Source organism: Marihabitans asiaticum (assembly GCF_007828725.1).
Taxonomy (GTDB): Bacteria; Actinomycetota; Actinomycetes; order Actinomycetales; family Dermatophilaceae; genus Marihabitans; species Marihabitans asiaticum.
Genome location: NZ_VIUW01000002.1, coordinates 699977 through 722742, shown reverse-complemented (window position 1 = coordinate 722742; position 22766 = coordinate 699977). Strand labels below are relative to the sequence as shown.

At 72.9% G+C, this 22766-nt stretch carries 21 protein-coding genes and 1 pseudogene; 12 read left to right on the top strand and 10 right to left on the bottom strand.

Annotated features, from left to right (window positions below; translation table 11 throughout):
• Positions 1-24: 24 nt before the first annotated feature.
• From FB557_RS08010 to FB557_RS08000, 3 genes are read right to left on the bottom strand one after another with little or no spacing between them, the layout of a single operon-like run.
• Positions 25-759 (bottom strand): ABC transporter permease, encoded by a 735-nt coding sequence (locus FB557_RS08010; protein ID WP_144857060.1) that lies wholly within the window; start codon positions 757-759, stop codon positions 25-27.
• Entirely contained in the window at positions 756-1487 is a 732-nt protein-coding gene (locus FB557_RS08005) for an ABC transporter ATP-binding protein (RefSeq protein WP_144857059.1), read from the bottom strand. The genes FB557_RS08010 and FB557_RS08005 overlap by 4 nt, the downstream gene beginning before the upstream one ends.
• Positions 1480-2265, bottom strand: a complete 786-nt coding sequence (locus FB557_RS08000; protein WP_144857058.1) for a GTPase domain-containing protein — start codon at positions 2263-2265, stop codon at positions 1480-1482. The genes FB557_RS08005 and FB557_RS08000 overlap by 8 nt, the downstream gene beginning before the upstream one ends.
• Positions 2266-2406: 141 nt before the next feature.
• On the opposite strand from FB557_RS08000, the gene FB557_RS07995 reads away from it, so the two are divergent.
• Positions 2407-2880, top strand: a complete 474-nt coding sequence (locus FB557_RS07995) for a YbaK/EbsC family protein (RefSeq protein ID WP_144857057.1) — start codon at positions 2407-2409, stop codon at positions 2878-2880.
• 42 nt (positions 2881-2922) lie between these two features.
• Positions 2923-3522 (top strand): LysE/ArgO family amino acid transporter, encoded by a 600-nt coding sequence (locus tag FB557_RS07990; RefSeq protein WP_144857056.1) that lies wholly within the window; start codon positions 2923-2925, stop codon positions 3520-3522.
• Here the strand turns inward: FB557_RS07990 and FB557_RS14565 are convergent.
• Positions 3503-4468 (bottom strand): GNAT family N-acetyltransferase, encoded by a 966-nt coding sequence (locus tag FB557_RS14565; protein ID WP_170236236.1) that lies wholly within the window; start codon positions 4466-4468, stop codon positions 3503-3505. The genes FB557_RS07990 and FB557_RS14565 overlap by 20 nt on opposite strands.
• Positions 4469-4625: 157 nt before the next feature.
• Between FB557_RS14565 and FB557_RS07980 the strand changes: the two genes are divergently transcribed.
• Positions 4626-4907: a hypothetical protein gene (locus FB557_RS07980; RefSeq protein ID WP_144857055.1), complete on the top strand. Its 282-nt coding sequence runs from the start codon at positions 4626-4628 to the stop codon at positions 4905-4907.
• A 6-nt stretch (positions 4908-4913) separates the two neighbouring features.
• On the opposite strand, the gene FB557_RS07975 is transcribed toward FB557_RS07980, so the two are convergent.
• Positions 4914-5702, bottom strand: a complete 789-nt coding sequence (locus tag FB557_RS07975; protein ID WP_144857054.1) for a MerR family transcriptional regulator — start codon at positions 5700-5702, stop codon at positions 4914-4916.
• Positions 5703-5800: 98 nt separating this feature from the next.
• Positions 5801-6235: a VOC family protein gene (locus FB557_RS07970; RefSeq protein WP_144857053.1), complete on the bottom strand. Its 435-nt coding sequence runs from the start codon at positions 6233-6235 to the stop codon at positions 5801-5803.
• A 49-nt stretch (positions 6236-6284) separates the two neighbouring features.
• Between FB557_RS07970 and FB557_RS07965 the strand changes: the two genes are divergently transcribed.
• The 4 genes from FB557_RS07965 (at position 6285) to FB557_RS07950 (ending at position 9110) form a co-directional block, all read left to right on the top strand.
• The gene (locus tag FB557_RS07965; protein ID WP_170236235.1) at positions 6285-6788 is read left to right on the top strand and encodes an acyl-CoA thioesterase; all 504 of its coding nucleotides are present in this window, start codon (positions 6285-6287) and stop codon (positions 6786-6788) included.
• A gap of 62 nt (positions 6789-6850) precedes the next feature.
• Positions 6851-7405 (top strand): SRPBCC family protein, encoded by a 555-nt coding sequence (locus FB557_RS07960; RefSeq protein ID WP_144857051.1) that lies wholly within the window; start codon positions 6851-6853, stop codon positions 7403-7405.
• Complete coding sequence (locus FB557_RS07955) at positions 7405-8388, top strand: NAD(P)H-binding protein (RefSeq protein WP_144857050.1); 984 nt, start codon at positions 7405-7407, stop codon at positions 8386-8388. The genes FB557_RS07960 and FB557_RS07955 overlap by 1 nt, the downstream gene beginning before the upstream one ends.
• Positions 8385-9110, top strand: coding sequence for an alpha/beta hydrolase (locus tag FB557_RS07950; protein ID WP_144857049.1), 726 nt, complete (start codon positions 8385-8387; stop codon positions 9108-9110). The genes FB557_RS07955 and FB557_RS07950 overlap by 4 nt, the downstream gene beginning before the upstream one ends.
• Here the strand turns inward: FB557_RS07950 and FB557_RS07945 are convergent.
• On the bottom strand, positions 9065-9892 hold the full coding sequence (locus FB557_RS07945) for an HpcH/HpaI aldolase family protein (RefSeq protein ID WP_144857048.1): 828 nt from the start codon (positions 9890-9892) through the stop codon (positions 9065-9067). The genes FB557_RS07950 and FB557_RS07945 overlap by 46 nt on opposite strands.
• Before the next feature lie 182 nt (positions 9893-10074).
• Here FB557_RS07945 and FB557_RS07940 point away from each other — a divergent pair, with 182 nt between their 5' ends.
• The 5 genes and pseudogenes from FB557_RS07940 to FB557_RS07920 all read left to right on the top strand — a co-directional run bounded on the left by FB557_RS07940 (position 10075) and on the right by FB557_RS07920 (position 13886).
• Complete coding sequence (locus tag FB557_RS07940) at positions 10075-10404, top strand: TfoX/Sxy family protein (protein WP_144857047.1); 330 nt, start codon at positions 10075-10077, stop codon at positions 10402-10404.
• Positions 10405-11088: a membrane protein YczE gene (gene yczE, locus FB557_RS07935; protein WP_144857046.1), complete on the top strand. Its 684-nt coding sequence runs from the start codon at positions 10405-10407 to the stop codon at positions 11086-11088.
• 131 nt (positions 11089-11219) lie between these two features.
• Positions 11220-12122 (top strand): annotated as a pseudogene (locus FB557_RS07930) (ATP-binding cassette domain-containing protein); the annotation flags it as partial.
• Positions 12119-12943 (top strand): ABC transporter permease, encoded by an 825-nt coding sequence (locus tag FB557_RS07925; RefSeq protein ID WP_144857044.1) that lies wholly within the window; start codon positions 12119-12121, stop codon positions 12941-12943. The pseudogene FB557_RS07930 and the gene FB557_RS07925, both read left to right, overlap by 4 nt.
• A 136-nt stretch (positions 12944-13079) precedes the next feature.
• Positions 13080-13886, top strand: a complete 807-nt coding sequence (locus FB557_RS07920) for a matrixin family metalloprotease (RefSeq protein WP_144857043.1) — start codon at positions 13080-13082, stop codon at positions 13884-13886.
• Positions 13887-14002: 116 nt separating this feature from the next.
• On the opposite strand, the gene recD is transcribed toward FB557_RS07920, so the two are convergent.
• From recD to recC, 3 genes are read right to left on the bottom strand one after another with little or no spacing between them, the layout of a single operon-like run.
• Positions 14003-15865, bottom strand: coding sequence for an exodeoxyribonuclease V subunit alpha (gene recD, locus FB557_RS07915; RefSeq protein ID WP_170236234.1), 1863 nt, complete (start codon positions 15863-15865; stop codon positions 14003-14005).
• The gene (locus tag FB557_RS07910; protein ID WP_144857041.1) at positions 15862-19371 is read right to left on the bottom strand and encodes a UvrD-helicase domain-containing protein; all 3510 of its coding nucleotides are present in this window, start codon (positions 19369-19371) and stop codon (positions 15862-15864) included. The genes recD and FB557_RS07910 overlap by 4 nt, the downstream gene beginning before the upstream one ends.
• The gene (gene recC, locus FB557_RS07905; protein WP_211356511.1) at positions 19368-22736 is read right to left on the bottom strand and encodes an exodeoxyribonuclease V subunit gamma; all 3369 of its coding nucleotides are present in this window, start codon (positions 22734-22736) and stop codon (positions 19368-19370) included. The genes FB557_RS07910 and recC overlap by 4 nt, the downstream gene beginning before the upstream one ends.
• Positions 22737-22766: the final 30 nt, after the last annotated feature.

The following is a 22766-nucleotide window of genomic DNA, read 5'->3' as shown; positions in this document are numbered from 1 at the left end:
ACGGTGACCCTGTGACCGCGGTCGTCAGCGCGTCTGTCGAGGCATGGACAGTGCGGCGAGGGCGAGCGCCCCGACCGCGAAGAGGGCCAGGATGGCGACGTTGCGCAGCACGTCACCGGTCGGGTCGCCCTGCGACCCGACCGCCTGCAGCCCCTTGACCGCGTAGGTCATCGGCAGCACGTCGGAGACCCGCTGCAGCAGCTCGGGCATGCTCTCCCGGGGCGCCAGCAGGCCGCACAGGAAGATCTGCGGTCCGATGAAGAGCGGCATGAACTGCACCGCTTGGAACTCGGTGCGGGCGAAGGCGCTGGCCAGCAGCCCGGTGGCGACTCCGACGACCGAGCCGACGACGGCCACGAGCAGCACCCACGGCAGCGGCCCGGCGGTCTCCACGCCCAGACCCCAGTGCGCGACCGAGACGAGAACGAGCCCTTGCACGAGGGCGGCCACGGCGAAGGCGGTGGCATAGCCGACGACGAGATCGGCACGGTGCAGCGGGGTCGTGAGCAGCCGCTCCAGGGTCCCGCTCGTGCGTTCACGCAGCATCGCCACGCTCGTCACGAGGAACATGACGAGCATCGGCAGGATGCCGAGCATGATCAGCGCGATGGGGGAGAAGCGCTGCTCGTCGTTGAAGACGAAGTAGAGCAGGGTGAGCAGCAGCGCCGGTACGGCCACGATGAGCGCGACCGTGCGGTGGTCGGCACGCAGCTGGGCGAGGATCCGGCCGGTCGTCGCGAGGTAGATCCGCGGGCTCACCGCTCTCCCCCTTCGCGGATAAGGGTAAGGAAGGCGTCCTCGGCGTTGGTCGTCCCGGCCCGCTCGAGCAGCTCGGCGGGGGTGAGGTGGGCGAGCAGGTCCCCCTCACGCATGAGCAGCACGCTGTCGCACCGGGCGGCCTCGTCCATGACGTGGCTGGAGACGAGCAGGGTGACGCCCTGCTCGGCGAGGGAGCGCAGGTGGGTCCAGATGTCCTCCCGGGTCACCGGGTCCAGGCCGACGGTGGGCTCGTCGAGGACAAGCAGGCGTGGTAACCCGACGAGAGCGCAGGCCAGGGATGCGCGGCTGGCCTGGCCGCCGCTGAGCCGGTCGACCGGACGGTCGGCCAGATCGGCCAGCCCAACGGTCGCGATCGCCTCGTCGGCATCGGCGCGGCTGCTGCCCTGCAGCGCAGCGAAGTAGGCGGCGTTGGCCCGCACCGACAGGTCGCCGTAGACGCTGACCGCCTGGGTGACGTAGCCGATCTCGTGACGGACCGCGGGGTCGCTCGGCGAGCGGCCGAGCACCGTCAGCTCACCGGAGTCGATCCGCTGCACCCCGACGATCGATCGCATGAGAGTCGTCTTGCCGCACCCTGAGGGGCCCATCAGCCCGATGACCGACCCGGCCGCGACCTCAAGGTCCAGGCCGTGGAGGACCTCGCGCCCACCCCGGCTGACTCGCACCCCCTTCGCGCGGATCGCGGGCTCGCCGGTCCGCTCAGACATGTCCGCTCAGCTGGGCCATGCGGGACTCCAGCGCGGCGATCCGCTCCTTGGTCATCCCACCGTCGGTGCTCATCGGCAGGACGTCGACGGAGAGCCGGGCACCGCCGGCGAGCGAGCGCAGCTCTTCGATCTTCGCGGCGAAGGGGGATCCGCTGCCGGGTGAGTAGTAGCGCACCGCCTCCTCGACCTCGTCCTCGTAGAGGTCGGCCTTGGTCACGACGACGACCAGCCAGATCGGCTTGCCGCGGCGGACCGCCATCGCGGCGACCCGGTGCGCGGTGATCGACCAGTCCTCGAGCTCGGCGACGAGCAGCTCCTCGCGGGTGGCGCTCGCCCCACCGGTCGTGCCCGCGGGCCGCCGCGGGGTGGCGTGGCCGTAGGCGACGACGTGCAGCACCCCGTCGACCGGGTCGTCATGGAAGACCTCGTCGAGCGCCCCGAGCCGGGTAGCGGCGTTGTCGCCGGGCACGACCCGGAAGCGGAAACCCCTCCCCTTCGCGCTCTTGCGGGTGCGCCGCTCCATGGTCGCCGAGCCGACATCCTCGGTGCCGAGGGTCGCGCTGCGGCGGGCGAGCTTGTCAGCGAGGCGGGTCTTGCCGACCCCGGTCATGCCGGTCACCGCGACGGCGGGGAAGCGGCGGTGGAAGAGGTGGCTCAGGCGGTCGGGAGCGTGACCGAGCGCGCCGAGGGCTCCGCCGGCGATGCTCGTGCCGATCGCGGCCTTCGCCGGGCCGGTCAGCGCGCCGGAGAGGCCGGGGCGGATGCTGCGGCTGCTCATGGGTCACTCATCTCTGGTCGGGGGGCGGTGCACGGGGTTCAACCTCATCACAGGCGCCCGTTCTTCCCGCGGATGCACCGAGGGTGGACTCGTACGGTAGGTCCGTCCATCCCCCTTCGTCTTCCCGTGGAGGCAGCAGCGATGAGCTTCGAGCGCGCCCGCGACCACCTCGCCGGTCTCGGCCTGGAGGGTCGGATCCTCACCTTCGACGTGCCCTCGGCGACGGTGGATCAGGCCGCCGCGGCCGTGGGGGTGGCGCCGGAGCGGATCGCGAAGTCGTTGACCTTCCTCGTCCACGGCGCGCCGGTGCTCGTCGTGGTCGCCGGCGACGCGCGGGTGGACAACCCGGCGTTCAAGGCGACCTTCGGCGCCAAGGCATCGATGCTGGGGATCGACCAGGCCCCCGAGCTGATCGGCTACCCGGTGGGCGGGGTGTGCCCCTTCGCCGTGGCCGCCGGGGTGCGGGTCTGCCTCGATAAGTCGCTGCGCCGCTTCGAGACGGTGTACCCGGCGTGCGGCGACGCGGCGAGCGCGGTCGAGCTGACCCTGCCCGAGCTGGAGCGGGCGAGCGGGTCCACCGACTGGGTGAGCGTCACCCGGCTGCCCGGCAGCTGACCACGACGGCGAAGGGGGAGCGCCTGCCCCTATCGTGCGCCGGTGGACGCCTTCCTCACCGGCCTCGGCACCGGCCTGGCCCTCATCGTCGCGATCGGCGCGCAGAATGCCTTCGTCCTGCGCCAGGGCATCCGCCGCGAGCACATCGGCGTCGTCGTGCTCATCTGCGCCGTGAGCGATGCCCTCCTCATCGCCGCCGGGACCGCGGGCATCGGGTCGGTCGTCGAGCACGTCCCGTGGGTGCTCGAGGTGCTGCGCTGGGGTGGGGTGGCCTACCTGCTGTGGTTCGCGCTCGGCAGCTTCCGCTCGGCGGCGAAGCCCGAGGGGTTGCACGCCGGTGATGCACCGGCCGCGCGGACCCTGGGGTCGGTGGCGGTCACCACGCTGTCGCTGACCTACCTCAACCCGCACGTCTACCTCGACACCGTGCTCATGCTCGGTAACGTCGCGAACCAGCACGGCGACCAGCGGTGGGTCGTCGCCGGCGGGGCGATGCTCGGCTCGCTGCTGTGGTTCGTCGGTCTCGGGCTGGGGGCCCGGGCGCTGGCCCGTCCACTGGACCGCCCCTCGACCTGGCGGGTTCTCGACGTGCTCATCGGCGTCGTGATGGTGGCGATCGCGGTCAAGCTCGCGCTCGGCTGAGGCCTCCGGCGGTCAGCTCGCGCAGCAGCGGCGCGAGGGTGTCGTCGTCGCCGGCGTGCTCCGGGTCGACCCAGCGCGCCGAGTCGATCTCGGCGGCGGGAGTGACCTCCGGTCGGCGTGACCCGGCGAGGTGCGGGTGCCGGTAGACCGTCGCGAGCAGCGGTCGGCCAGCTTCGTTGGCGGCGGTGGTGCGCCGGACCGCTACGAGCTCGAGCCGCTGCGGGTCCAGGTCCAGCCCGAGCTCCTCACGGACCTCGCGGAGCGCGCAGGCCGCCGGGTCCTCGCCGGGCTCGGGCTTGCCGCCGGGGTTCATGTACCGGGTCGTTCCGCGCTTGCGCACGGTGAGCAGGTGGCCGCCGGCGTCGGGCAGCATCACCGCGCTGACGACGATCGCGTCGCCGTGGTCGCGTGGGTGGTCGCTCGCGAGCTCGGCGTAGCGGAGGGAGTCGGTCCACTCGCCCTTGCTCCACCAGTCCTGCCGGCTCACCCCTTCGCCGGTCATGCCGAGCCGCTCGCACACCCGCGCCGAGGCGGTGTTGCGCGCGTCCATCTGCGCGCTGACCCGGTGCATCCCGTACCGCTGGAAGCCCAGGTCCAGTACCGCCCGCGCCGCCTCCGTCGCGAAGCCCCGGCCCGAGGCGGCCGGGTCGAAGACCCAGCCGATCTCCCCCTTCGCCCCCGTCTCGTCGGTGGCCCACAGCGCGACGTCGCCGATCACCCGCCCCTCGTGCTCGACGACGAGAGAGAGGGCCCGCTCGGGCCCGTCGACGCCGGTGCGGGTCAGCCGGCGGGTCACCCGCTCGCGGGCGATGTCCTCGGTCCACGGCCCGTGCAGCAGGTACCGCGCCACCTCCGGTCTGCGGTAGAAGCCGAGGAGCGGGCCGGCGTCGTCGCTGCGGTGCGGGCGCAGGGAGAGTCGCTCGGTGCGCAGGGGGAGGAAGCTCACCGAGACAGGATGCCCCAGCCGCCTCGCCCCCCTTCGCCCGCTACCACGCAGTACTGGTCGTGATCACAGCCAGGACTGCGTGGTAGGTGGCGACTTCGAGGCGAAGGGGGTGCCGCCTGCCGCCTTGGGGAGGTCGGCGGGCTGCCAGGATCGAGCCATGAGCGACGAGCGCGACAACCAGGTCGACCCGCACGACGAGCCGTACGAGGAGAACGAGGCGGTGACCTCCCCGGAGACTCAGCCGGAGTACGTCGACCACATCAGCGAGTACACCGAGGAGGTCGAGGAGGCCCCGGACGGCTCCGGTCGGGTCGTCACCGATGCCGACCGAGGCGAAGGGGAGACCTTCGACCCGCGCGGCGGTGAGGCCGACGCGCCGGCGCCCGACCTCGAGGCCGACGGCGGTGGGGACTCCACCGCCGCCGGCCGCGCCGAGTAGCGTCGCTCAGCGAGCGGCGTTCGCGACGATCGCGTCGTGCAGCCACTGCGCGAGGCCGGGCTGACGCTCGTCGTAGTGCGCGGTGAAGCGCGGGTCGGCGAGGTACATCTGGGCCAGCCCGACCTGGAACTCGTGGCTGCAGTCGTAGAAGACCTCGATGCTCTCCCGGTGCCGCTCGGCGATCTCTCGCCCGTGCGGTGAGTCCGGGTCCACCCCTTCGCGCACCGCGGCGGCGGCCGCCTGCTCCAGCGCCTCGGTCTCGTCCTTGATCTCCTGCCACCGTCCCGGCGTGAAGTGCGCCGTGCGCTGCCGGGACTGCTCCCACTGCGGGGTGTGCCCCCAGCGCTCCTGCGCCTCGGTCTGATACTCCTCGCCGAAGCCGTCGCCGAAGATCGCCCTCAGGTCCTCCGTCGTCGCGGGTCGCTGCGTCATCTCTGCCTCCAGTGCGTGCTCGATCGCGTCGACGAGGCCGGTCATCTGTGCCAACCTCGCCCTGACCTCGTCACGTTGCCGCCGCAGCTGCTCGATCCGCGCGGCGCCGTCGGCCACCAGCAGCTCGCCCACCTGCTCCAGGCCGAAGCCCAGCCGCCGGTAGAGGACGATCGAGCTGAGACGCTGCAGGTCCTCCGCCGTGTAGAGGCGGTAGCCCGCAGCGCTGCGCCCGGAGGGGACGAGCAGCCCCAGCTCGTCGTAGTGGTGCAGCGTGCGCACCGTCACCCCGAGCTCATCGGCGACCTGCCCGACCGTCAGCGCCCCGTCCATGAGAGCAGTCTGCGCGCCTCGTGACGTGGTCATGACTCAACGGTGCCGCCTCACGTCGCGTGAGGGTCAAGCACAGATGCCGAGGATCCGGACAAGGTGCCCGGGACATTTCCTCGGTGGCTGGTAGGAACCTAGGGAAATTCGGATCTGGGGGTGGGGGCGATCGTGGGGTGGCGGGGGGCGTAGATGAGGATCGGGTCGGTGCCCGGCACCTCGACCTCGGCCCCCACCCCGAAGCCCAGGTCCGCCGGCTCGGCCGGCACCACCGCGCCCCGCTCGCGCAGCTCCGCCAGCGCCGCCGTGATGTCCTGCACCATGAGGCTGATCTGGTGGTGCCGCGGCGCGGTGAACTCCTCGCCGCCGAACTCCCCCTTCGTCGGGTGGACGCCGAGCTCGCTGGGCCCGGTGTCGAAGATCAGCCAGCCCGCCGGGTCGCCCTCGCCGGCCTGCGGGTCGTCCGAGGAGGAGGGGTCGGTGACATGCGGCAGCTGCAGCACGTCCTTGAAGAAGGCTCGGGTCGCGGCGGCGTCATCGCTGTAGATGAGGGTGTGCACTGCGGTGATCACAGCCACGAACCTAGCGCCATCGACCCCACGCCGTGCGACAGTGGCGCGCGTGGGTGAGGTGCACGAGGTCCAGATCCAGGCGCGTCTGCGTGACATCAACACCGGCGGGCACGTCGACAACGTCGAGGCGATGCGGGTCCTCGACGAGGCGCGGATCCGCTTCTTCGGCCTCGGCCGCCGGGCAGACCAGCTCGGCATCCCGCGTGAGCCTGGCCTGCTCGACGACCTGCCCGACCACGTGGGCAACCTCGTCGGCGCCCAGCGCGTCGACTACCTGGCCGAGATGCGCTTCGCGCCCATCCAGCCGTTCCGGGTGCGGATGTGGGTCGGCCACGTCGGCACCTCCTCCTTCACCGTCGAGTCCGAGATCCACACAACCGCGCAGGGCGAAGGGGGAGAGCCCGCCGTCGTCGCGGAGAGCTCGGTGATCCTCTGGGACCGCTCGAGCGACGCGACGTGGCGGATCGACGACACCGTCCGGGCGGTGCTGACCCGGTACCTCGGCGAGCCGGTCCCCCTTCGCCCCCGCCCCTCGCAGCCGATGGATGCCTAAGTGGCGCATCTCGCCTGCCGATGGGTACAGGTAGGCAGACATCGGTGAAATAGGCTCGACGGGTGAAGCTCACCCACCACTACGAGGTCGACGCCTCGCTCGAGCACATGTGGACCGCGTTCACCGACCTGAGGCGGGTCGGGCGCTGTTTCCCCGGCGCGCAGGTCACCGAGGTGACCGGCGAGGACTTCGTCGGCGCGCTCAAGGTCAAGCTCGGACCGGTCACCCTCACCTACGACGGCACCGGGTCGATGACTGGGCGCGACGAGGACACCGCGACCGCCCGGGTCGAGGCGACGGGCAAGGAGCGGCACGGCTTCGGCAAGGCCGACATCACCATCGACGTGCGCCTGGCGCGCATCGACGACGCGACGACGTCGGTCGACCTCGCGACGACCCTGGACGTCAAGGGCGCCCCGACCAACCTCGGCGGCGGCATCGCCCAGCGCGCCTCGGACCCGCTCATCGACCGCTTCGTGCACTGCCTCGCCGGCCCTGACGGCGCCTCGACCGGCGGCCCCGACGACGAGCCGCTCGACATCGGCCGCTCCGTCCTGCCCGGCCTCGTCGCCTCGTACGGCCGGTCGGTGAAGGGCCTGTTCGGGAAGAAGCGCTGATGCGCGTCCTGGTCACCGGGGCCCGCGGCTACGTCGGCTCCCGCCTCGTGCCCGCGCTGCTCGCCCGTGGCCACGAGGTGATCGCCACGAGCTCCGACGGCACCTCCCGCACCGACTACCCGTGGCGCGAGCAGGTGCAGTGGCGGGCGATGGACGTCTTCGACCCCGAGCAGGTCCGCGCCGCGGTCGACGGTGTCGACGCCCTCGCCTACCTCATCCACGGGCTCGACGACCGCGACTACCTCGCCCGCGACCGGGTGGCGGCCGAGCACGTGCGCGACGCGGTCGACGATGCCGGGGTCGAGCACGTGGTCTACCTTTCCGGGCTCATCCCTGCCGGCACCGACGACGCCGACCTCTCCGACCACCTGCGCTCCCGGCTCGAGGTCGAGGACGTGCTGAGCGGAGGGTCGGCGACGGCGCTCACGCTACGGGCGGCGATCGTGCTCGGGTCGGGCTCGGCCAGCTTCGAGGTGGTGCGCCAGGTCTCGCGGCGCATCCCCGCGATTCGTCCGGTACCACGGTGGATGGCTGCCACCCAGGTCCAGCCGATCGCCGTCGACGACGTCGTGGACTACCTCGTCCTCGGTCTTGAGGCCACCGATCTGCACGGATATCTCGACGTCGGCGGGCCCGACGTCATGACCTATCCCGAGCTCCTGCGGGTCTACGCCGACGTCATCGGCAGTCCGCGCGTGCAGATCCCGCTGCCGTGGATGCCGGCCGATCTCATGGGCGCCGTCGCCGGAGCCCTCACCGACGTCCCCGACGCCACCGTCGAGGCGCTGGTGCACTCCCTTCGCCACGACATGACCTGCAGCCACGACGCCCGGGAGGTCCTCGGCGAGCCCGGCCGCACCCTCGTCGGGGTGCGCGAGGCGATCAGCCGCGCGCTCACCCCCTTCGACCCCGCCCATGACGGCGCGAGCGAAGGGGAGGACCCGTTGCGTCCGTCCGCCGGCGACCCGGTCTGGTCCAGGTGAGGCACCCCCTTCGCCCGCTGACCCGGCGCCTGGTCTACCCGGCGCCGCCGTGGGACCCCTCGGCCACCGCGGACCGCCTCGTCGAGGTCGACGAGGGCACCCACCTGCTGCACGTCCCGGCGCCGGTCGGCGGGCCGACCGTGGTCTACCTGCACGGCAACGGTAGTGATATCGGCACCATCTCGCCGCTGGCCGATCTCGTTGCGGCACAAGGGATCGGGTTCGCCGCGCCGGAGTATCCCGGTTACGGGCCGTCGCCGGGGCGCCCGAGCGAGGAGTCGGTCCTCGCCGCCGCCCGACGGGGTCTGGACCACCTCGAGGGCGAAGGGGTGGACCCGGCGGCCACCGTCCTGGTGGGGGAGTCGCTCGGCAGCGCGGTCGCGGCCCGCCTCGCGCTCGACGGAGGCTGGGCCGGGCTGGTGCTCGTCTCGCCCTTCACGTCGATGACGGCGATGTTCCGGGCCGTGGTGCGTGGGCTGCCGGAGCGGCTCGTCCCGGACCGGTACGCGACCGAGGGGCTCGCCGCGGGGCTCGAGCTGCCGACGCTGCTGCTGCACGGGGCGGAGGACTCGCTCGTGCCGCCGGCGATGAGCGCGGCCCTCGCCGAGGTGATCCCCCAGGCGCGCCGCGTCGTCGTGCCCGGACGTGACCACAACACGCTGTGGGAGGCGCCGAGTCAGGTGCTCGAGGAGGTCGTGTCCTTCGTGCGAGAGGTGACCTGAGGGAGCCTGCCCTGGTCGGTGAGGGCGAGGGCTCGCTGCGCTCCGAGGGCGACGATCGCGATGTCGGTCGCGACGGCGATCCGGTCGATGCCCTGGGCGCGCATCGCGGGGACCCCGTCGGGGTGGCCGGCGAAGGCGGCGACCGCCTTGCGGTGGCGCTCGGCCGCCCGCCGGATGCGCGGGACCGGCGCCTCGTCCCGGGTGTCGGAGAGCAGGTCCGCGACGCTCCGGTCCAGGGCGAGCGAGAGGTCGACGGGGCCGAGGAAGAGCATGCCGACACCATCCAGGGCGGCGATCTCCTCGACCGCCTCCAGCGCGCCTGCCGTCTCGATCATCACCGCGCACTGCACCTGCGCGTCGGCCTCCTCGGTCGGCGGTGGCGCGGCGTCCCACATGGGGGAGAACGGGCCCCAGCTGCGTTCGCCCAGCGGCGGGTAGTAGGTCGCGCGCACGGCGGCGCGGGCGTCCTGGACCGAGGCCACCGAGGGCACGATGACCCCGGCCGCCCCGGCGTCCAGGCTCGCCCCGATCCACGAGTGCTCGACCCCCGGCACCCGTACCACGAAGTTGGTCCCGACGTCCGCGAGCGCGCGGCCGAGGGCCACGAGCGCTGACCTGTCGATGGCGCCGTGCTGGGCGTCCAGGGCGACCCAGTCGAAGCCGGCGCCCGCCAGGCGGCGAGCGACGTCGACGTCGTTGCCCATCAGCCAGACCCCGCGCGAGTCCGGTCCGATCGCGGCGGGGCGCCAGGGCTGCCGCGTCTGCGTGGTTGCGCTGTACATGCCTGCCTCCGTGTCGTCCGGCACCACGATAGGGACGGACCCGGTGGCCTGTCCGGGAGTCGTGCGCTGCGCGGAACGGGATCGTCCGCGACCTGCGTCGGCGGACCAACGGTCGTCGTACGCGCGCGTAACCTCTCGGGCGCCGTAACCGGCTCTCGGCGACGATCCGGCACACTGCCTGCATGGCGTACGACGAGGGGCTCGCCGCCCGGGTCCGGGAGCTGCTGCGCGGCGAGACGGACCTGACCGAACGGAAGATGTTCGGCGGGCTGGGGTTCATGCTGGAGGGGCACATGGCCGTCGCCGCCGGCAGCCGCCGCAGCCTCATGGTCCGGGTGCCGGAGGACGCCGACGTCGACCCGCTGCTGCGGCCGATGGAGATGCGCGGCCGGGTGACGAGCGGGTGGTTCGAGACCGATCCCGACCGCGAGCTCAATGACGCCGAGCTGGAGCGGCTCGTGCGCCCGAGCGTCGCCTTCGTGCGCACCCTGCCGGCGAAGGTGAGGGGCTGAGTGGCGCAGAGCACCCGCCGGGGTCGTGAGCTGGCAGCCATCGGCCCGGTCGCGCAGCTGCGCGCGGGACGCCTGGCGATCCGCCTGCCCCTGCTGCTCGCCGGCCTCGCCCTGTACGGAGCCTCCATGGCGATGGTGCTGCGCGCCACCCTCGGCCAGATCCCGTGGGACGTGCTGCACGTCGGTGTCTCCACGCACCTGCCGCTGACCTTCGGGATGATCGTCGTCCTGGTCTCCCTCCTCGTGCTGGTGGGCTGGATCCCCCTTCGCCAGCCGCCGGGGCTGGGCACCCTCGCCAACGCGCTGCTCATCGGGCCGGCCGCGGACGCCACCCTGGCCGTGCTGCCCGAGCCCGACGCTCTCGGCTGGCGGGTGCTGCTGCTCGTCGCCGGGGTCGGGCTCAACGGGGTCGCCACCGGCATGTACATCGGCTCCCAGCTCGGGCCGGGGCCACGCGACGGGTTGATGACGGGCCTGGCTCGGCGCACCGGTCGCTCCGTCCGGCTGGTGCGGACCGTGCTCGAGATCTCCGTCGTGGCAGTCGGATGGTTGCTCGGCGGTGTCGTCGGTCTGGGCACCGTCCTCTACGCCTTCGCGATCGGGCCGTTGACCCAGCTCTTCCTGCCGCTCTTCACCGTCGACCTGCCTCGTCTGCGGGAGGCGCCCGGCCGGGACCGCAAATAGTCGTTTCGTGGGTGTCAGCCCTCGGCCCTAGATTGAGCGCCGTGACTGAACTCGCGATCGAGGCCGAGGGCCTGCGCAAGAGCTATGGGGACGTCGAGGCGTTGCGGGGGGTCGACCTCGCCGCGCCCGCCGGGTCGGTCCTCGGGGTCCTCGGCCCCAACGGCGCCGGCAAGACCACGGCCGTCCGGATCCTCTCCACCCTGATCAAGCCCGACGGCGGGTCGGCCCGGGTGGCCGGCATCGACGTCGTCGCCGACCCCTTCGCCGTGCGCCGTCAGATCGGCGTGGCCGGCCAGTACGCGGCGGTGGACGAGTACCTCAGCGGCCGGGAGAACCTCGAGATGATCGGGCGCCTCTACCACCTCGGCGGCAAGCAGGCACGCGTCCGTGCCCAGGCGCTGCTGGAGGAGTTCCGGCTGGAGGACGCCGCGAACCGGCCGGCCAAGACCTACTCCGGGGGCATGCGGCGCCGTCTCGACCTTGCCGGAGCCCTCGTGGCCAGGCCGCCGGTGATCTTCCTCGACGAGCCGACCACAGGTCTGGACCCGCGCAGCCGCGGCGACATGTGGGAGGTCATCGCCGAGCTGGTCTCCGGGGGGACGACCGTGCTGCTCACCACCCAGTACCTCGAGGAGGCAGACCTGCTCGCGGACGACATCGCCGTCATCGACGACGGCCAGGTCATCGCCCGCGGCACCGCCGACGAGCTGAAGGCTCAGGTCGGTGGCGAGCGCCTTGTCGTCACCGTCGCCGAGGGTGACCGCGTCGGTGAGACCGCGGCGAGCCTGGCGCCGCTCGGCGTCGGAGAGGTCGAGACCGACGAGCACACCCGGACCGTGACCGTCCCGGTCAGCTCGGGCACCGACGCACTCGTCACCGCAGTGCAGCGTCTGGGCGAGCTCGGCGTGACCGTGCAGGACATCGGCATCCGCCGACCCACGCTCGACGACGCCTTCCTCACCCTCACCGGGCACCGCACGGAGGACGACTCCTCCGAAGACCCCACGACCACCGAGAGCGAGGTGTCAGCATGAGCGCTCTCGTGAACGACTCCCTGACGATCGTCCGGCGCAACCTCATCAAGCTCAAGCGCGTGCCGGACCTGCTCGTCTTCACGACGATGCAGCCGATCATGTTCGTGCTGCTCTTCGGCTTCGTCTTCGGCAGCATCGCCGGCGGCGACGGGTCGGGCTACCGCGAGTTCATGATGGCGGGCATCTTTGCCCAGACCGTGGTCTTCGGTGGCACCTTCACCGGCTTCGGCATGGCCGAGGACATGCAGAAGGGCGTCATCGACCGCTTCCGCACCCTGCCCATGCACCCCGGCGGCGTGCTCATCGGCCGCACCCTCTCCGACGTGGTCAACAACGTCATCTCGCTGATCGTCATGGCGCTGACCGGCTTGGTGATCGGGTGGCGGATCCGCGACGGCCTGCTCGGGGCGCTGGTCGCGTTCGGCCTGCTGCTGCTCTTCGCGTACGCGATCAGCTGGATCATGGCGTGGGTGGGGCTGAAGGTGCGCACCCCGGAGGTCGTCGGCAACGCCTCGTTCATGGTGATCTTCCCGCTTACCTTCATCGCCAACACCTTCGTGCCGAGCGAGAACCTGCCGTCGGTGCTGCGGACCTTCGCCGGGTGGAACCCGGTCTCGACCCTTACGCACGCGGCGCGGGACAACTTCGGCAACCTCGGAGCCTTGGGTGGCGGGCAGTCGGAGGAGGCGGTGCGCGCCGCCGCCGAGTACACCTGGGCGCTGGAGAACGCCGAGATCTACACCCTGGCGTGGATCGTGCTGATCCTCGTCGTCTTCGTGCCGGTCTCGGTGCGCGCGTACCAGCGTGCGGTGGCGAAGTGAGGCGCGTCTTGGCCAGGTGCTGACGCGGCTGACGGAGTCTTGACCGTTCGCGGGTAGAACGGTGGTGACTCCCGCTCCTAGCGTCGGGTCCACGAGGCGGGCGACCGCCGGCCTCCCAGCCACGCAGGAGTGATCGATGAAGCGCACGTCCAGCAGGTTCTTCTCCGCCGCCGCCGTCACCGGGGCGGTCGCCATGGCCGCCGCCACCGCGGGCAACGCGGTTGACTCCGAGGTCCCCAGCTACCAGGAGTTCAAGGCCCAGACGTTCAAGGACGTCGACGGCCAGTACGTCGTCAACGGCGACGAGGTCGTCGGGAAGGAGCGCGGCCTGCGGTCCTACTACGAGGAGATGACCGCAGCCCCGAGCACCGACGGGCTCATCATCAACCGGGTCTACGGCGGCGATGACAAGTGGAGCTCCTCCCAGGTCGCCAACCTCACCTATTGCGTCAGCACGAAGTTCGGCAGCAACTACACGGCCGTGCGCAACGTGATGGCCGCCGGCGGTAACCAGTGGGAGGCCGCCTCCTCGCGGGTCAACTTCGTGCACGTCTCGAGCCAGGACAGCTCCTGCTCGACGCGGAACCGGAACGTGGTCTTCTCGATCGAGCCGACCACCACGACCCAGTACATCGCGCGCGCGTTCTTCCCGAGCACTGCCAAGTCGGGGCGCAACGTCCTGGTCAACGCCCGCTCGCTGCTGAACAGCGGCTCGTGGAGCCCGAGCAACATCATGGCTCACGAGCTCGGCCACGTGCTCGGCTTCCGTCACGAGCACACCCGGCCCGAGGCGGGGACCTGCTTCGAGGACAACAGCTGGCGTCCGCTGACCCCGTACGACTCGGCCTCGATCATGCACTACCCGCAGTGCAACGGCTCGAGCAGCAACCTGTCGATGACCTCCGCCGACCGCTCCGGCGTCCGGTCGGTCTACGGCTCCTGACCGACCCCCCCATCACCACACTTCCCAAGGCAGGTACCCCAGATCGGGTACCTGCCTTGGCAGGTGCGAAGGGAGGGCCGGTGGGGTGGTCCCTGCCTTGGCAGGTGCGAAGGGGGTCAGAGGCGGTGGCGTAGACCGGAGGCACGGGCGGTGCGGTGGGTCACGGCGGCGCGGACCGACTCCTCGGAGCCAACGACGGTGACGTGGTGCTGGGCGCGGGTGATCGCGGTGTAGAGCAGCTCGCGGGTGAGCAGGCGGGAGTCCGCGTCGGGCAGGAGGACGGTGACGTGCCGAGCCTGGCTGCCCTGGCTCTTGTGGATGGTCATCGCATGCGCGGTCTCGGCGTCGCCGATCGACCCGATGCCGTAGCGGGCCGGGTCCGTGGGGTCGCCGAAGACGGCGACGAGACGACCTTCGTCGCCGAGGACGACGACTCCGGTGTCGCCGTTGTAGAGGCCGAGCCGGTGGTCGTTGGCGGTGACGAGCAGAGGACGCCCGGCGTACTGACGCCCGTGATAGCCGGTGGTCTCGGCGAGCCATCGGTGGACCCGGTCGTTCCAGGACGAGACTCCCCACGGGCCGTCCCGGTGGGCGCAGAGCAGTCGGTGGGCGGAGAGCTCACGCAGCGCCCCCTCGGCGTCCTCGCGCAACGCGAGCTCACGCAGCCGGCTCGCGTGACCGAGCAGGTGGCCGCGCAAGGCCTTCTCGGCCGCGCCGGGGCTGTCGACCTCGACGAAGGCGACGTCCTGCCCGCCGTCGAGACCCTCATCGCCGTCGTCGGTGCCGGCGCTGCGGAGCAGCTCGACCACCCGCTCCTCCTGCCCGTCGCGGACGGCGGCGGCGAGTGCACCGATGCGCTGCCCGAAGCGGTGCGAGGTGCGTAGCCGCACCACCGGGCTGTGGTTCGGCGGGGCGGCGGGCGGTGGCTGGTGAGGTGCCGGGTCCTGGTACCCGGCGACGAGGTCGGCGAGCACGGCCCCGGCCTCGACGGAGGCGAGCTGGTCGGGATCGCCGACGAGGACCAGCCGCGCCCCGGGTCGGACCGCGTCGAGGAGGCGGGCGGTGAGGGTGAGCGAGAGCATCGAGGCCTCGTCGACGACGATGACGTCGTGGGGCAGGGGGTTGGCACGGTCGCGCCGGAAGCGGGTGCTCGATCCGGGTCGCCACCCGAGCAGGCGGTGCACGGTCACTGCGTCGAGCGGGCCAACCCGCTCCCGGTCGGCGGGGTCGGCGAAGCCGGCGACCGACTCGGCGACCGACTCCTGCAGCCGGGCGGCGGCCTTGCCGGTGGGTGCGGCGAGGGCGATCGTGGGTCGGCGTCGACCGGTCGCCTCGGCTTGCTCGACGAGCAGGGTGAGCAGCCCGGCGACGGTGGATGTCTTGCCGGTGCCCGGCCCGCCGACGAGCACCGTGGTGCGCCGGCCCGCCGCCGCGCGGACTGCTTCGCGCTGCTCGTGCCAGCTGTCGCCGGCGAAGACCCGGGCCAGGCCCGCCTCGAGGACCGCATCGTCGACCGGCAGGTCGGGCAGCTCGCCGCGGGCGCGGAGGGTGTCGGCGACCTGCACCTCCTCGCGGTGGTAGCGATCGAGGTAGATCAGGTCATGCTCGACCTGGAGCACCTCGGCGGCGGCGAGCGCGCTGGAGCGGATCGTCGCGAGCCAGTCGTCGACATCGGTGGGCAACAGGTCGGCGAACTGGTGGTCGGGCGCGTTGTCCTCGCTCGAGCTCGCAGCCAGCACGGGCAGGACGGTCGACGGGTCGAGGCAGGCGGAGCCCTCGCGGGCCGCGCGGACGGTGAGGGCAAGGGCGACAACAGCTCGGTCGTCGGTCTCGGCGACCAAGCCCGCGACGCGAGCCGCGACGTGCACGTCGGCCGCCTCGATCCACCCGGCCTCGTTGAACGAGCGCAGCACCCCTTCGGCGTGCAGCGCGAGGCGGCAATCGCGCGGTCCGGTCGGCTCGAAGGGGGTGAGGCTCACGGCGTCCCCCCGTCGAGCAGGTCCGAGACCGCGGCGACGAGGTCGACCGGGGGCTGCCAAGAGAAGACACCGGTCGGGTGGCCGCCGAGGACGGGGGTGTCGGGGCCGGCCATGCCGCGCAGGTAGAGGTAGAGCACCCCGCCGAGGTGCTGCTCGGGGTCGTACGCGGGCAGTCGCCAGCGCAGGAAGCGGTGCAGCACGACGGCGTAGAGCAGCGCCTGGAGCGGGTAGGAGGAGTGACCCATCGCCTCGTGCAGGGCCGCCGGCGTGTAGTGCTCGGTGGTGAGTGGCTCGTCGGCGGGTCCGAGCCAGTTGGTCTTGTAGTCGACGACGAGGTAGCGCCCGCCGGTGCGCAGGACGACATCGACCGACCCGGTGAGGTAGCCACGCAGGTGCTGCTCGCCCATGGCCGGGTCGTCGAGGGCGTCGGCAAGGCCGCGCACCGGGTCGCCGACGGGCAGGTGCTCGCGCAAGATCGACGCGAGGTCACCGAGGGTGGCTCCGTCGCCTTCGGTGGCGGCGTCGCCGCCGGCCAGCGGCAGTTCGAAGGCCATCTCGCACAGCCGGTCTGCCCGCCCGATGCCGCGCAGCGTCGCCCCTGGCGCGAGCGGGCCGAGAGGGGTGTCGCAGACCGCGACCAGTGCATCGGCCAGGGCAGTCCGGTCGAGGTCGGCGACCGTCCACCGGCCGAGCTGGTCCTCGATGTGTCCCATCAGCTCGGCATGGAGGTCCGCCGCGCCTGGGTCTGCCTCCTCCAGCACGGCGTGGACGAGGTTGCCGAAGGTCGCCCCAACCGGCAGGTCAGCCATCGGCGACGGCACGTGCCCGACCCCTGACACCGCAGATCCCCGGGGATCCTCAGACGAACGGTCAGCCCCCGGCTCGTCTTCGCCCGCCGCCGTCGCAGATCCCCGGGGAACCTCAGACGAACGGTCGGAGCCCGCACCGAGCTCGGCGTCCTCCTCGTGCTCGTGGTCCTCGAGATCCGGCTCGCTCGTCACGAGCTCGCTCGCGGGCGCGGCGTCCAGGGGCCGGGTCAGCCCGGTGTAGGAGGTGCGCACCCAGCCGTGGTCGACCTGCCGGGTCCACTCGCGCGTGGTCAGTGGCGCGGTCGACGCCAGGTCGGGCACGGGCAGGCTCTCGCGGGGGTTGACGACCTCGAGGGCGAAGGCGCCCTCGACCTCCCAGGCTCGCAACCGCCCGGCGGCGCCGGACTCCGGTGGGACGAGCACCCGAGGCGGTATCTCGCCCCCGCCAGGGTCACGGCCGAAGAGCACTCGATGCAGCGGCGACGCCGGCGTGCTCGCCCCGGCGGGGAACCACCACGCCACGACCTGACTCTGCGCCCGGGTCATCGCGACGTAGAAGAGGCGCAGGGACTCACCGTCCTCCTCGGCGGCATGCCGGGCCTCCCGCTCGTCGCGGTCGGCGTCGGAGCGGATGCCGATGTCGAGGCAGCGTCGCCCGTCGGCGCGGTGGTAGTGCAGCACGTCGGGGGTCGTGCCGCGCCAGCGGTCGGCGACGAAGGGGAGGAGAACGACGGGGTACTGCAGGCCCTTGCTGCCGTGGATGGTGGCGAGGTTGACCGCGTCGGCGTCGCTGTCGAGGCGGCGGGTGCGCTCCTCCTGCCGCGCGGCCTGCCTGCGCTCGGTGAGCCAGGTGGTCAGCGCGGCCAGTCCGTCGCCCTCGACGAGGACCCGCTGGTGGAGCAGCTCGGCGACGTGACGCAGGTCGGTGAGCTGGCGCTCGCCGCCGTCGTGGCGCAGCACCCGGGCGTCGAGACCGTGAGCGGCTGCCGCCGCGAGGACGGCGGCGATGCCGCGTCGCTGCAGCACCTCGGCCCAGGAGCGCAGCATCCGCGAGGTCGACTCGACCAGCTCGTCACCGCCGTCGGCGAGCTCGGCCGCTCGGTGCCCGAAGAAGGGGCCGAGGGCAGCCGCGCGCACCCGCTCGGCTCGGTGCGACTGGGCCATTGCCTCGAGCAGCGTCAGCCAGTCCTGCGCCGCGGTGCTGGTGTAGATCGACTCCGAGGAGACGATGATCGAGGGCACCCCGGCAGCGGTGAGTGCGGTGCGCACCGCCTCGAGCTGCATCCGGGTGTGGGCGAGCACCGCGATGTCGCCCGGGCGCAGCGCTCGTCCGTCGAAGGTGGTCCCCGCGGCGAGCATCCGGGTGACCTCGGCGGCGCAGTCCGCTGCGACGAGGGGGCGCACCCGCTTGATGCTCACCGCTCCCTCCTCGTCGGCGACGAGTCGGTGCGGCACCGCCCGGAGTCGCACCGGATGCAAGCGGGTCGAGGCCTCGTCCGGCGGGTCGCCGGGAGCACCCTCGTGGCCCGGCTCACCGCCGACGCTCGGCGCGCCCCCTTCGCCCGGCTGCCGCGGCTCGGCGGATGGGTCGGAGAGCCTGGACGCGGGCAGCCGCGACGCGGAGTCGACCTCGCGCACGACGATGCCGGGCGAGCCGAGCTCGGCACCGCGCATCATCGTCGTCAGGGCGCGGACCAGGTCGCCGTCGGATCGGTGGTTCTCGGCGAGGGTGTGACGGCGCTCGGCGGTCGCGGCGGCCTCGAGGTAGGTGTCGACGTCACCGCCGCGGAAACCGTAGATCGCCTGCTTGGGGTCGCCGACGAGGACGAGGGCTGAGTGCCCCGCGAAGGCGCGCCGCAGCACGTCCCACTGGACGGGGTCGGTGTCCTGGAACTCGTCGACGAGCACGACCTGCCATCGGTCGCGCATGCGCGACCGGGCGGGGCTGTCCGGGTCCTCCAGGGCGGTGGCGAGCTCGCTGAGCAGGTCGTCGAAGCCAAGCACCCCGAGCCGGCGCTTGCGCCGGTCCAGCTCCGCGCGCACGAGGTGGGCGAAACGCAGCTTGCGGGCGTCGACCCCGTCGCCGTCGAGCCGGTCCGGGGCGAGCTCGGCGTGGGGGTTCTCGGTGACGGCGCGGGCGATCGCCCCGGCCTCGGCGCGGGTGAAGGCCGGCTCGGTAGAGGCGCCGGCGAAGCCGCGCACGTAGAGGTCGTCGGTGACCTCCTCGCGCAGGTCGGTGAGGTCCTCGACCAGTCGTGCCCGCGGGTCGGTGTCGCCGGCGACGCCCAGACCACGCAGCACGAGCTGGCAGAACTGGTGGGTGGTCGCGATGGTCGCCGCGTCGAAGTGGGTGAGTGCCTCGCGTAGTCGGCGCTCGGCCCGCTCCCGGTCGCCCGCGCGAAGCTGCTCGACCACCGGGTCACTCGCGCCCTCGGCCCCAGCATCGGGATCGGCGTCGACCAGCCCGGCGTGCACCTCCCGCAGTCGCTCACGGACCCGCTCGCGCATCTCCTGGCTGGCGGCCCGGCCGAAGGTGATGACGAGCATCCGCTCCAGCGGCATGCCGGCGGCGACGTACCGGGCGACGAGGGTGCCGATGGTCCACGTCTTGCCGGTGCCGGCGCTCGCCTCGAGCAGCACCGTCTCGCCGAGCTCGGGCAGCTCCCCGAGCGGGTCGAAGGGGGTGAGAGTGCTCATCGCCCACCCCCGAGGTTGTCCAGGATCGGGTCCCAGAACCGCGGCGCGAGGGTGGCGATGTCGGTGCCCGGGCCGGCGGCGTCGGCGCGCAGCACGGAGAGATCGGCACCGGCCCCGTAGACCGCGGCGAACCAGCGGTCGTCCTGCTCGCCGGGATAGCGCTCGCTCTGCCAGTCCCTGAGCGCGGCTCGAGCGGCGGCGCGGGTCTTCTTCGGGTCCCGATGGACGGCCTGCGCCCAGGCGTAGGAGGTCTTCGGCGGTAGCGGCAGCGGTGCGGTGCGCCCGAGCAGGTAGAGGTCGACGAGGTCGGCGAGGCGCGAGCGGGCCAGCACGGGGTCAACCGGCCCCAGCAGGCGCTGCTGCGGTCCGCGCCGGCCGCCACCGCCGATGACGCGAGCGCTCACCCCTTCGCTCTCATCGGTCGACGCCGACAGGGCGAGCAGACGCACCCAGGCGCGCAGCAACGGCTTGGCCCCGACCCGGCTGTAGGTCACGTCGAGCAGGCCATCCCCACGCACCCCGTCGACGGTGCCGGTCAGCCGCCGCCCCTGCGGCAGCGGCACGTCGACCGCGACGCTGCGGGCCTCCTCGCTCCCGGCGGCCTGGCGGTGCGCGGCGACGAGGGCGGTGACCTGCTCGGCGACGGGGCCGAGGGCGACCTGCGCCAGTCCGCCGGGGGGCAGCTCACCGCGGAGCAGCTCGGCCCGCCACACCTCGTGCGCCGGCCGCCCGGCGAGGAGCGCGGTGAGCGCCCGGTCGCCGACCTGCCACGCCTCGAGGCCGTCGAGGGAGATCGGCATGCGGTCGCTCACCTCGTCCTCGTCCCAGGTGAGCGCCACCCCCAATCGGTCGCGCAGGAAGGTCCGGGCGGGGGAGAGGACGAAGTCGAGCAGCTCGGTCAGCGAGACCTCGGCGACCACCTCGGCCGGGAGCGGGCCGTCCAGGAGCGGGGGGTGGGGCAGTCGCTCGCCGCGGATCGCCTCGGCGCCGGTGAGCGCGGCCCGGTCGAAGCTCACCGGTTGCGCGCGGGTGGTCTCGACGGCGCCGGGAGCGAAGTTGCGCGGGTCGAAGGGCTGCAGCGGATGCCGCAGGACGGGCACCTCGCCGGCGGTGGTGTCCGCGGCAGCGTCGATGAGCTCGCCGAGCGGCACGGCGGGGGGCCGGCGCTCGCCGGTGCGCTCGTCGGCTCCGGTGTAGGTGATGACGAGCCGCTCCTGCGCGGCCATGATCGCGTCGAGGAGGAGCTGGCGGTCCTCGCTGCGCGCGTCGCGCTCGCCGGTCATCGGGCGGCGGGCGAGCACGTCGTCGCCGTCGACGCTCTGCTGACGAGGGAAGCTGTCGTCGTCGAGCCCGACGAGGCAGATCACCCGGTGCGGGACGGAGCGCATCGGGGTCATCGTGCACACCGTGAGCGCGCCGGTGCGGAAGCTGGCCCGCCCCGCCCGCCCGGCGAGCCGGTCGTCGAGCAGCACCCGCACGTCAGCGAGCCGCAGCGGCAGGTCCTCGGGGGCGTGGCGCGCGGCGTCGGCGAGGACCCGGTCGAGGTGGCCGAGCTGCCAGCCGTCGTCGAGCGCGACGTCGGTGAGCGCCAGCACCCCCTCGCGCAGCGCCTGGGTCCAGTCGGTGGCGGAGCGGGCGCCCGAGAGGGCGGCGAGCGCGCCGTCGAGGCGTGAGACGAGCTCGGCGAGCCGCCCGGCGAGGTCGATGCTGCCGCTGCCGACGTCGTCGTGCGGCAGGACGCAGTCGCCGACGCTCACCGGCCCGTCGGCGGAGACGGCGACCCCGGCGAGGACCCGGTCGAGACCGAAGTCCCACGTGTTCTGCCCCTCGACGGCCAGGCCGAAGGGGGCGCGGCTGGCCTGGTCCAGCCCCCACCGCACACCGGTCGCCCGCACCCAGCCGGTGATCGTCTCGAGGTCGGAGTCGTCGAGGCGGAACCGTCGGCGTACCGGCGCGGAGGAGATGAGGTCGAGGACCTCGCTCGCGCTCATCCGTCCGCCGAGGAGGGCGACGAGCTGCTCGGCGGTCGTGAGCAGCGGGTTGGTGGCGCGCAGCGAGCGGTCGGCGAGGCTGACCCGGAGGCGGTGCGCGGGGTGGCTGTCCACCCCTTCGGCGTCGGTGCCGTGCTCGCCGAGGCCGAAGGCGGCGGCGATGAGCGGCGCGTAGGTCTCGACATCGGGGCACATCACCAGCACGTCGCGCGGCTGCAGGGTCGGGTCGTCCTGGAGCAGCCCGGTGATCTCCTCGCGGAGCACCTCGACCTGGCGGCTCGGTCCGTGGCAGGCGTGGACGGTGAGGCTGCGCTCGCCAGCGTCGCGAACCCGGGCCGCGCGGTCCTCGTCGGTGGGGGCGTGGTTGGTCGCGAGGTCGGCCTGCAGCCAGCCGAGGAGGATGGCCGGGGACTGATCGGCGAAGGGGGGTGAGCCTTGCACGAGGTCGTCCTCGGCCGTGGTGGTGGCCTGGGTGAGCACCCTGGCGAGCTCGCGACTGTCCCGGCCCAGCGAGGCGAGGAGGGGGTGGTGGGCGAGGTCGGCCGAGCGGTCCTCGTCGCGGGGCACGACCCCGACCTCGACGCTCGCGGTGTCGAGCAGCTCCTCCCACGCGGCCGGCGAGGGCTGCGGCAGCCAGAGGTGGACCTCGCGGTGGTCGGCGAGCGCGGCGAGCAGCTCCATCTCGGTGACCGCGATGCGGGTGTGACCGAAGAGGGAGACCCGCCCGGGCAGGTCGACCGCGTCGGGCGTCTCCCGCAGGAGGGTGAGCGTTGCGTCGTGGCGCACGTCCGGCGGGTCGACATCCATGACGTCGAGGAGGCGGCGGTAGAGCTCGGGCTGCCAGGTCAGGTCGGGCGGCAGCGCCTGGCCGGTGCCGTCCTCGGCGCGGCCTTCTCGCCAGGCGGTGAGGACGGCGGGACGCTGCACGGCGTAGCGGTGGGTCAGACGGGCCAGGCGAAGGGCGAGCCCGTACCGGCGGCCCTGGCGCACCTCGTCTGCGTCCTCCCCGTCGCCGTGGCCGAGGTGGCGGGCGAGCGGGGCCGCCCAGGGCTGGTCGAGGGAGTCGTCGATCACCTGCAGCAACGGCCAGACGAGGTGGCCGGGCAGCCACGGGTCGTCCTCGCCCTGGCCGGTGAGCAAGGAGACCAACGACCACGGCCGGACGAACCGCACCCCGGCGCACACACCCCCTTCGCCGCTCTCACCCGCACCCAGCCGGTGCGAGAGCCGCTGGGCCAGCCACCGCTCGATGCCGTGCTCGGGGACGACGACGACGTCCTGCGCGAAGGGGTCGTCCGCGGGCACCGAGAGCAGCTCGCCGAGGGCTTCGGCGAGCTGGTCGGTCCGGACCGCCCGGTGCAGGTGGAGAGGCACAGGGAGCAACCTAACCAGGCGTGCCGACAG

Coding starts and splice junctions, on each gene's coding strand:
- FB557_RS08005 (WP_144857059.1), bottom strand. CDS start 1,487: ATGTCTGAGCGGACCGGCGAGCCCGCGATCCGCGCGAAGGGGGTGCGA.
- FB557_RS08000 (WP_144857058.1), bottom strand. CDS start 2,265: ATGAGCAGCCGCAGCATCCGCCCCGGCCTCTCCGGCGCGCTGACCGGC.
- FB557_RS07995 (WP_144857057.1), top strand. CDS start 2,407: ATGAGCTTCGAGCGCGCCCGCGACCACCTCGCCGGTCTCGGCCTGGAG.
- FB557_RS07980 (WP_144857055.1), top strand. CDS start 4,626: ATGAGCGACGAGCGCGACAACCAGGTCGACCCGCACGACGAGCCGTAC.
- FB557_RS07975 (WP_144857054.1), bottom strand. CDS start 5,702: ATGACCACGTCACGAGGCGCGCAGACTGCTCTCATGGACGGGGCGCTG.
- FB557_RS07955 (WP_144857050.1), top strand. CDS start 7,405: ATGCGCGTCCTGGTCACCGGGGCCCGCGGCTACGTCGGCTCCCGCCTC.
- FB557_RS07945 (WP_144857048.1), bottom strand. CDS start 9,892: ATGTACAGCGCAACCACGCAGACGCGGCAGCCCTGGCGCCCCGCCGCG.
- FB557_RS07940 (WP_144857047.1), top strand. CDS start 10,075: ATGGCGTACGACGAGGGGCTCGCCGCCCGGGTCCGGGAGCTGCTGCGC.
- FB557_RS07925 (WP_144857044.1), top strand. CDS start 12,119: ATGAGCGCTCTCGTGAACGACTCCCTGACGATCGTCCGGCGCAACCTC.
- FB557_RS07920 (WP_144857043.1), top strand. CDS start 13,080: ATGAAGCGCACGTCCAGCAGGTTCTTCTCCGCCGCCGCCGTCACCGGG.
- FB557_RS07910 (WP_144857041.1), bottom strand. CDS start 19,371: ATGAGCACTCTCACCCCCTTCGACCCGCTCGGGGAGCTGCCCGAGCTC.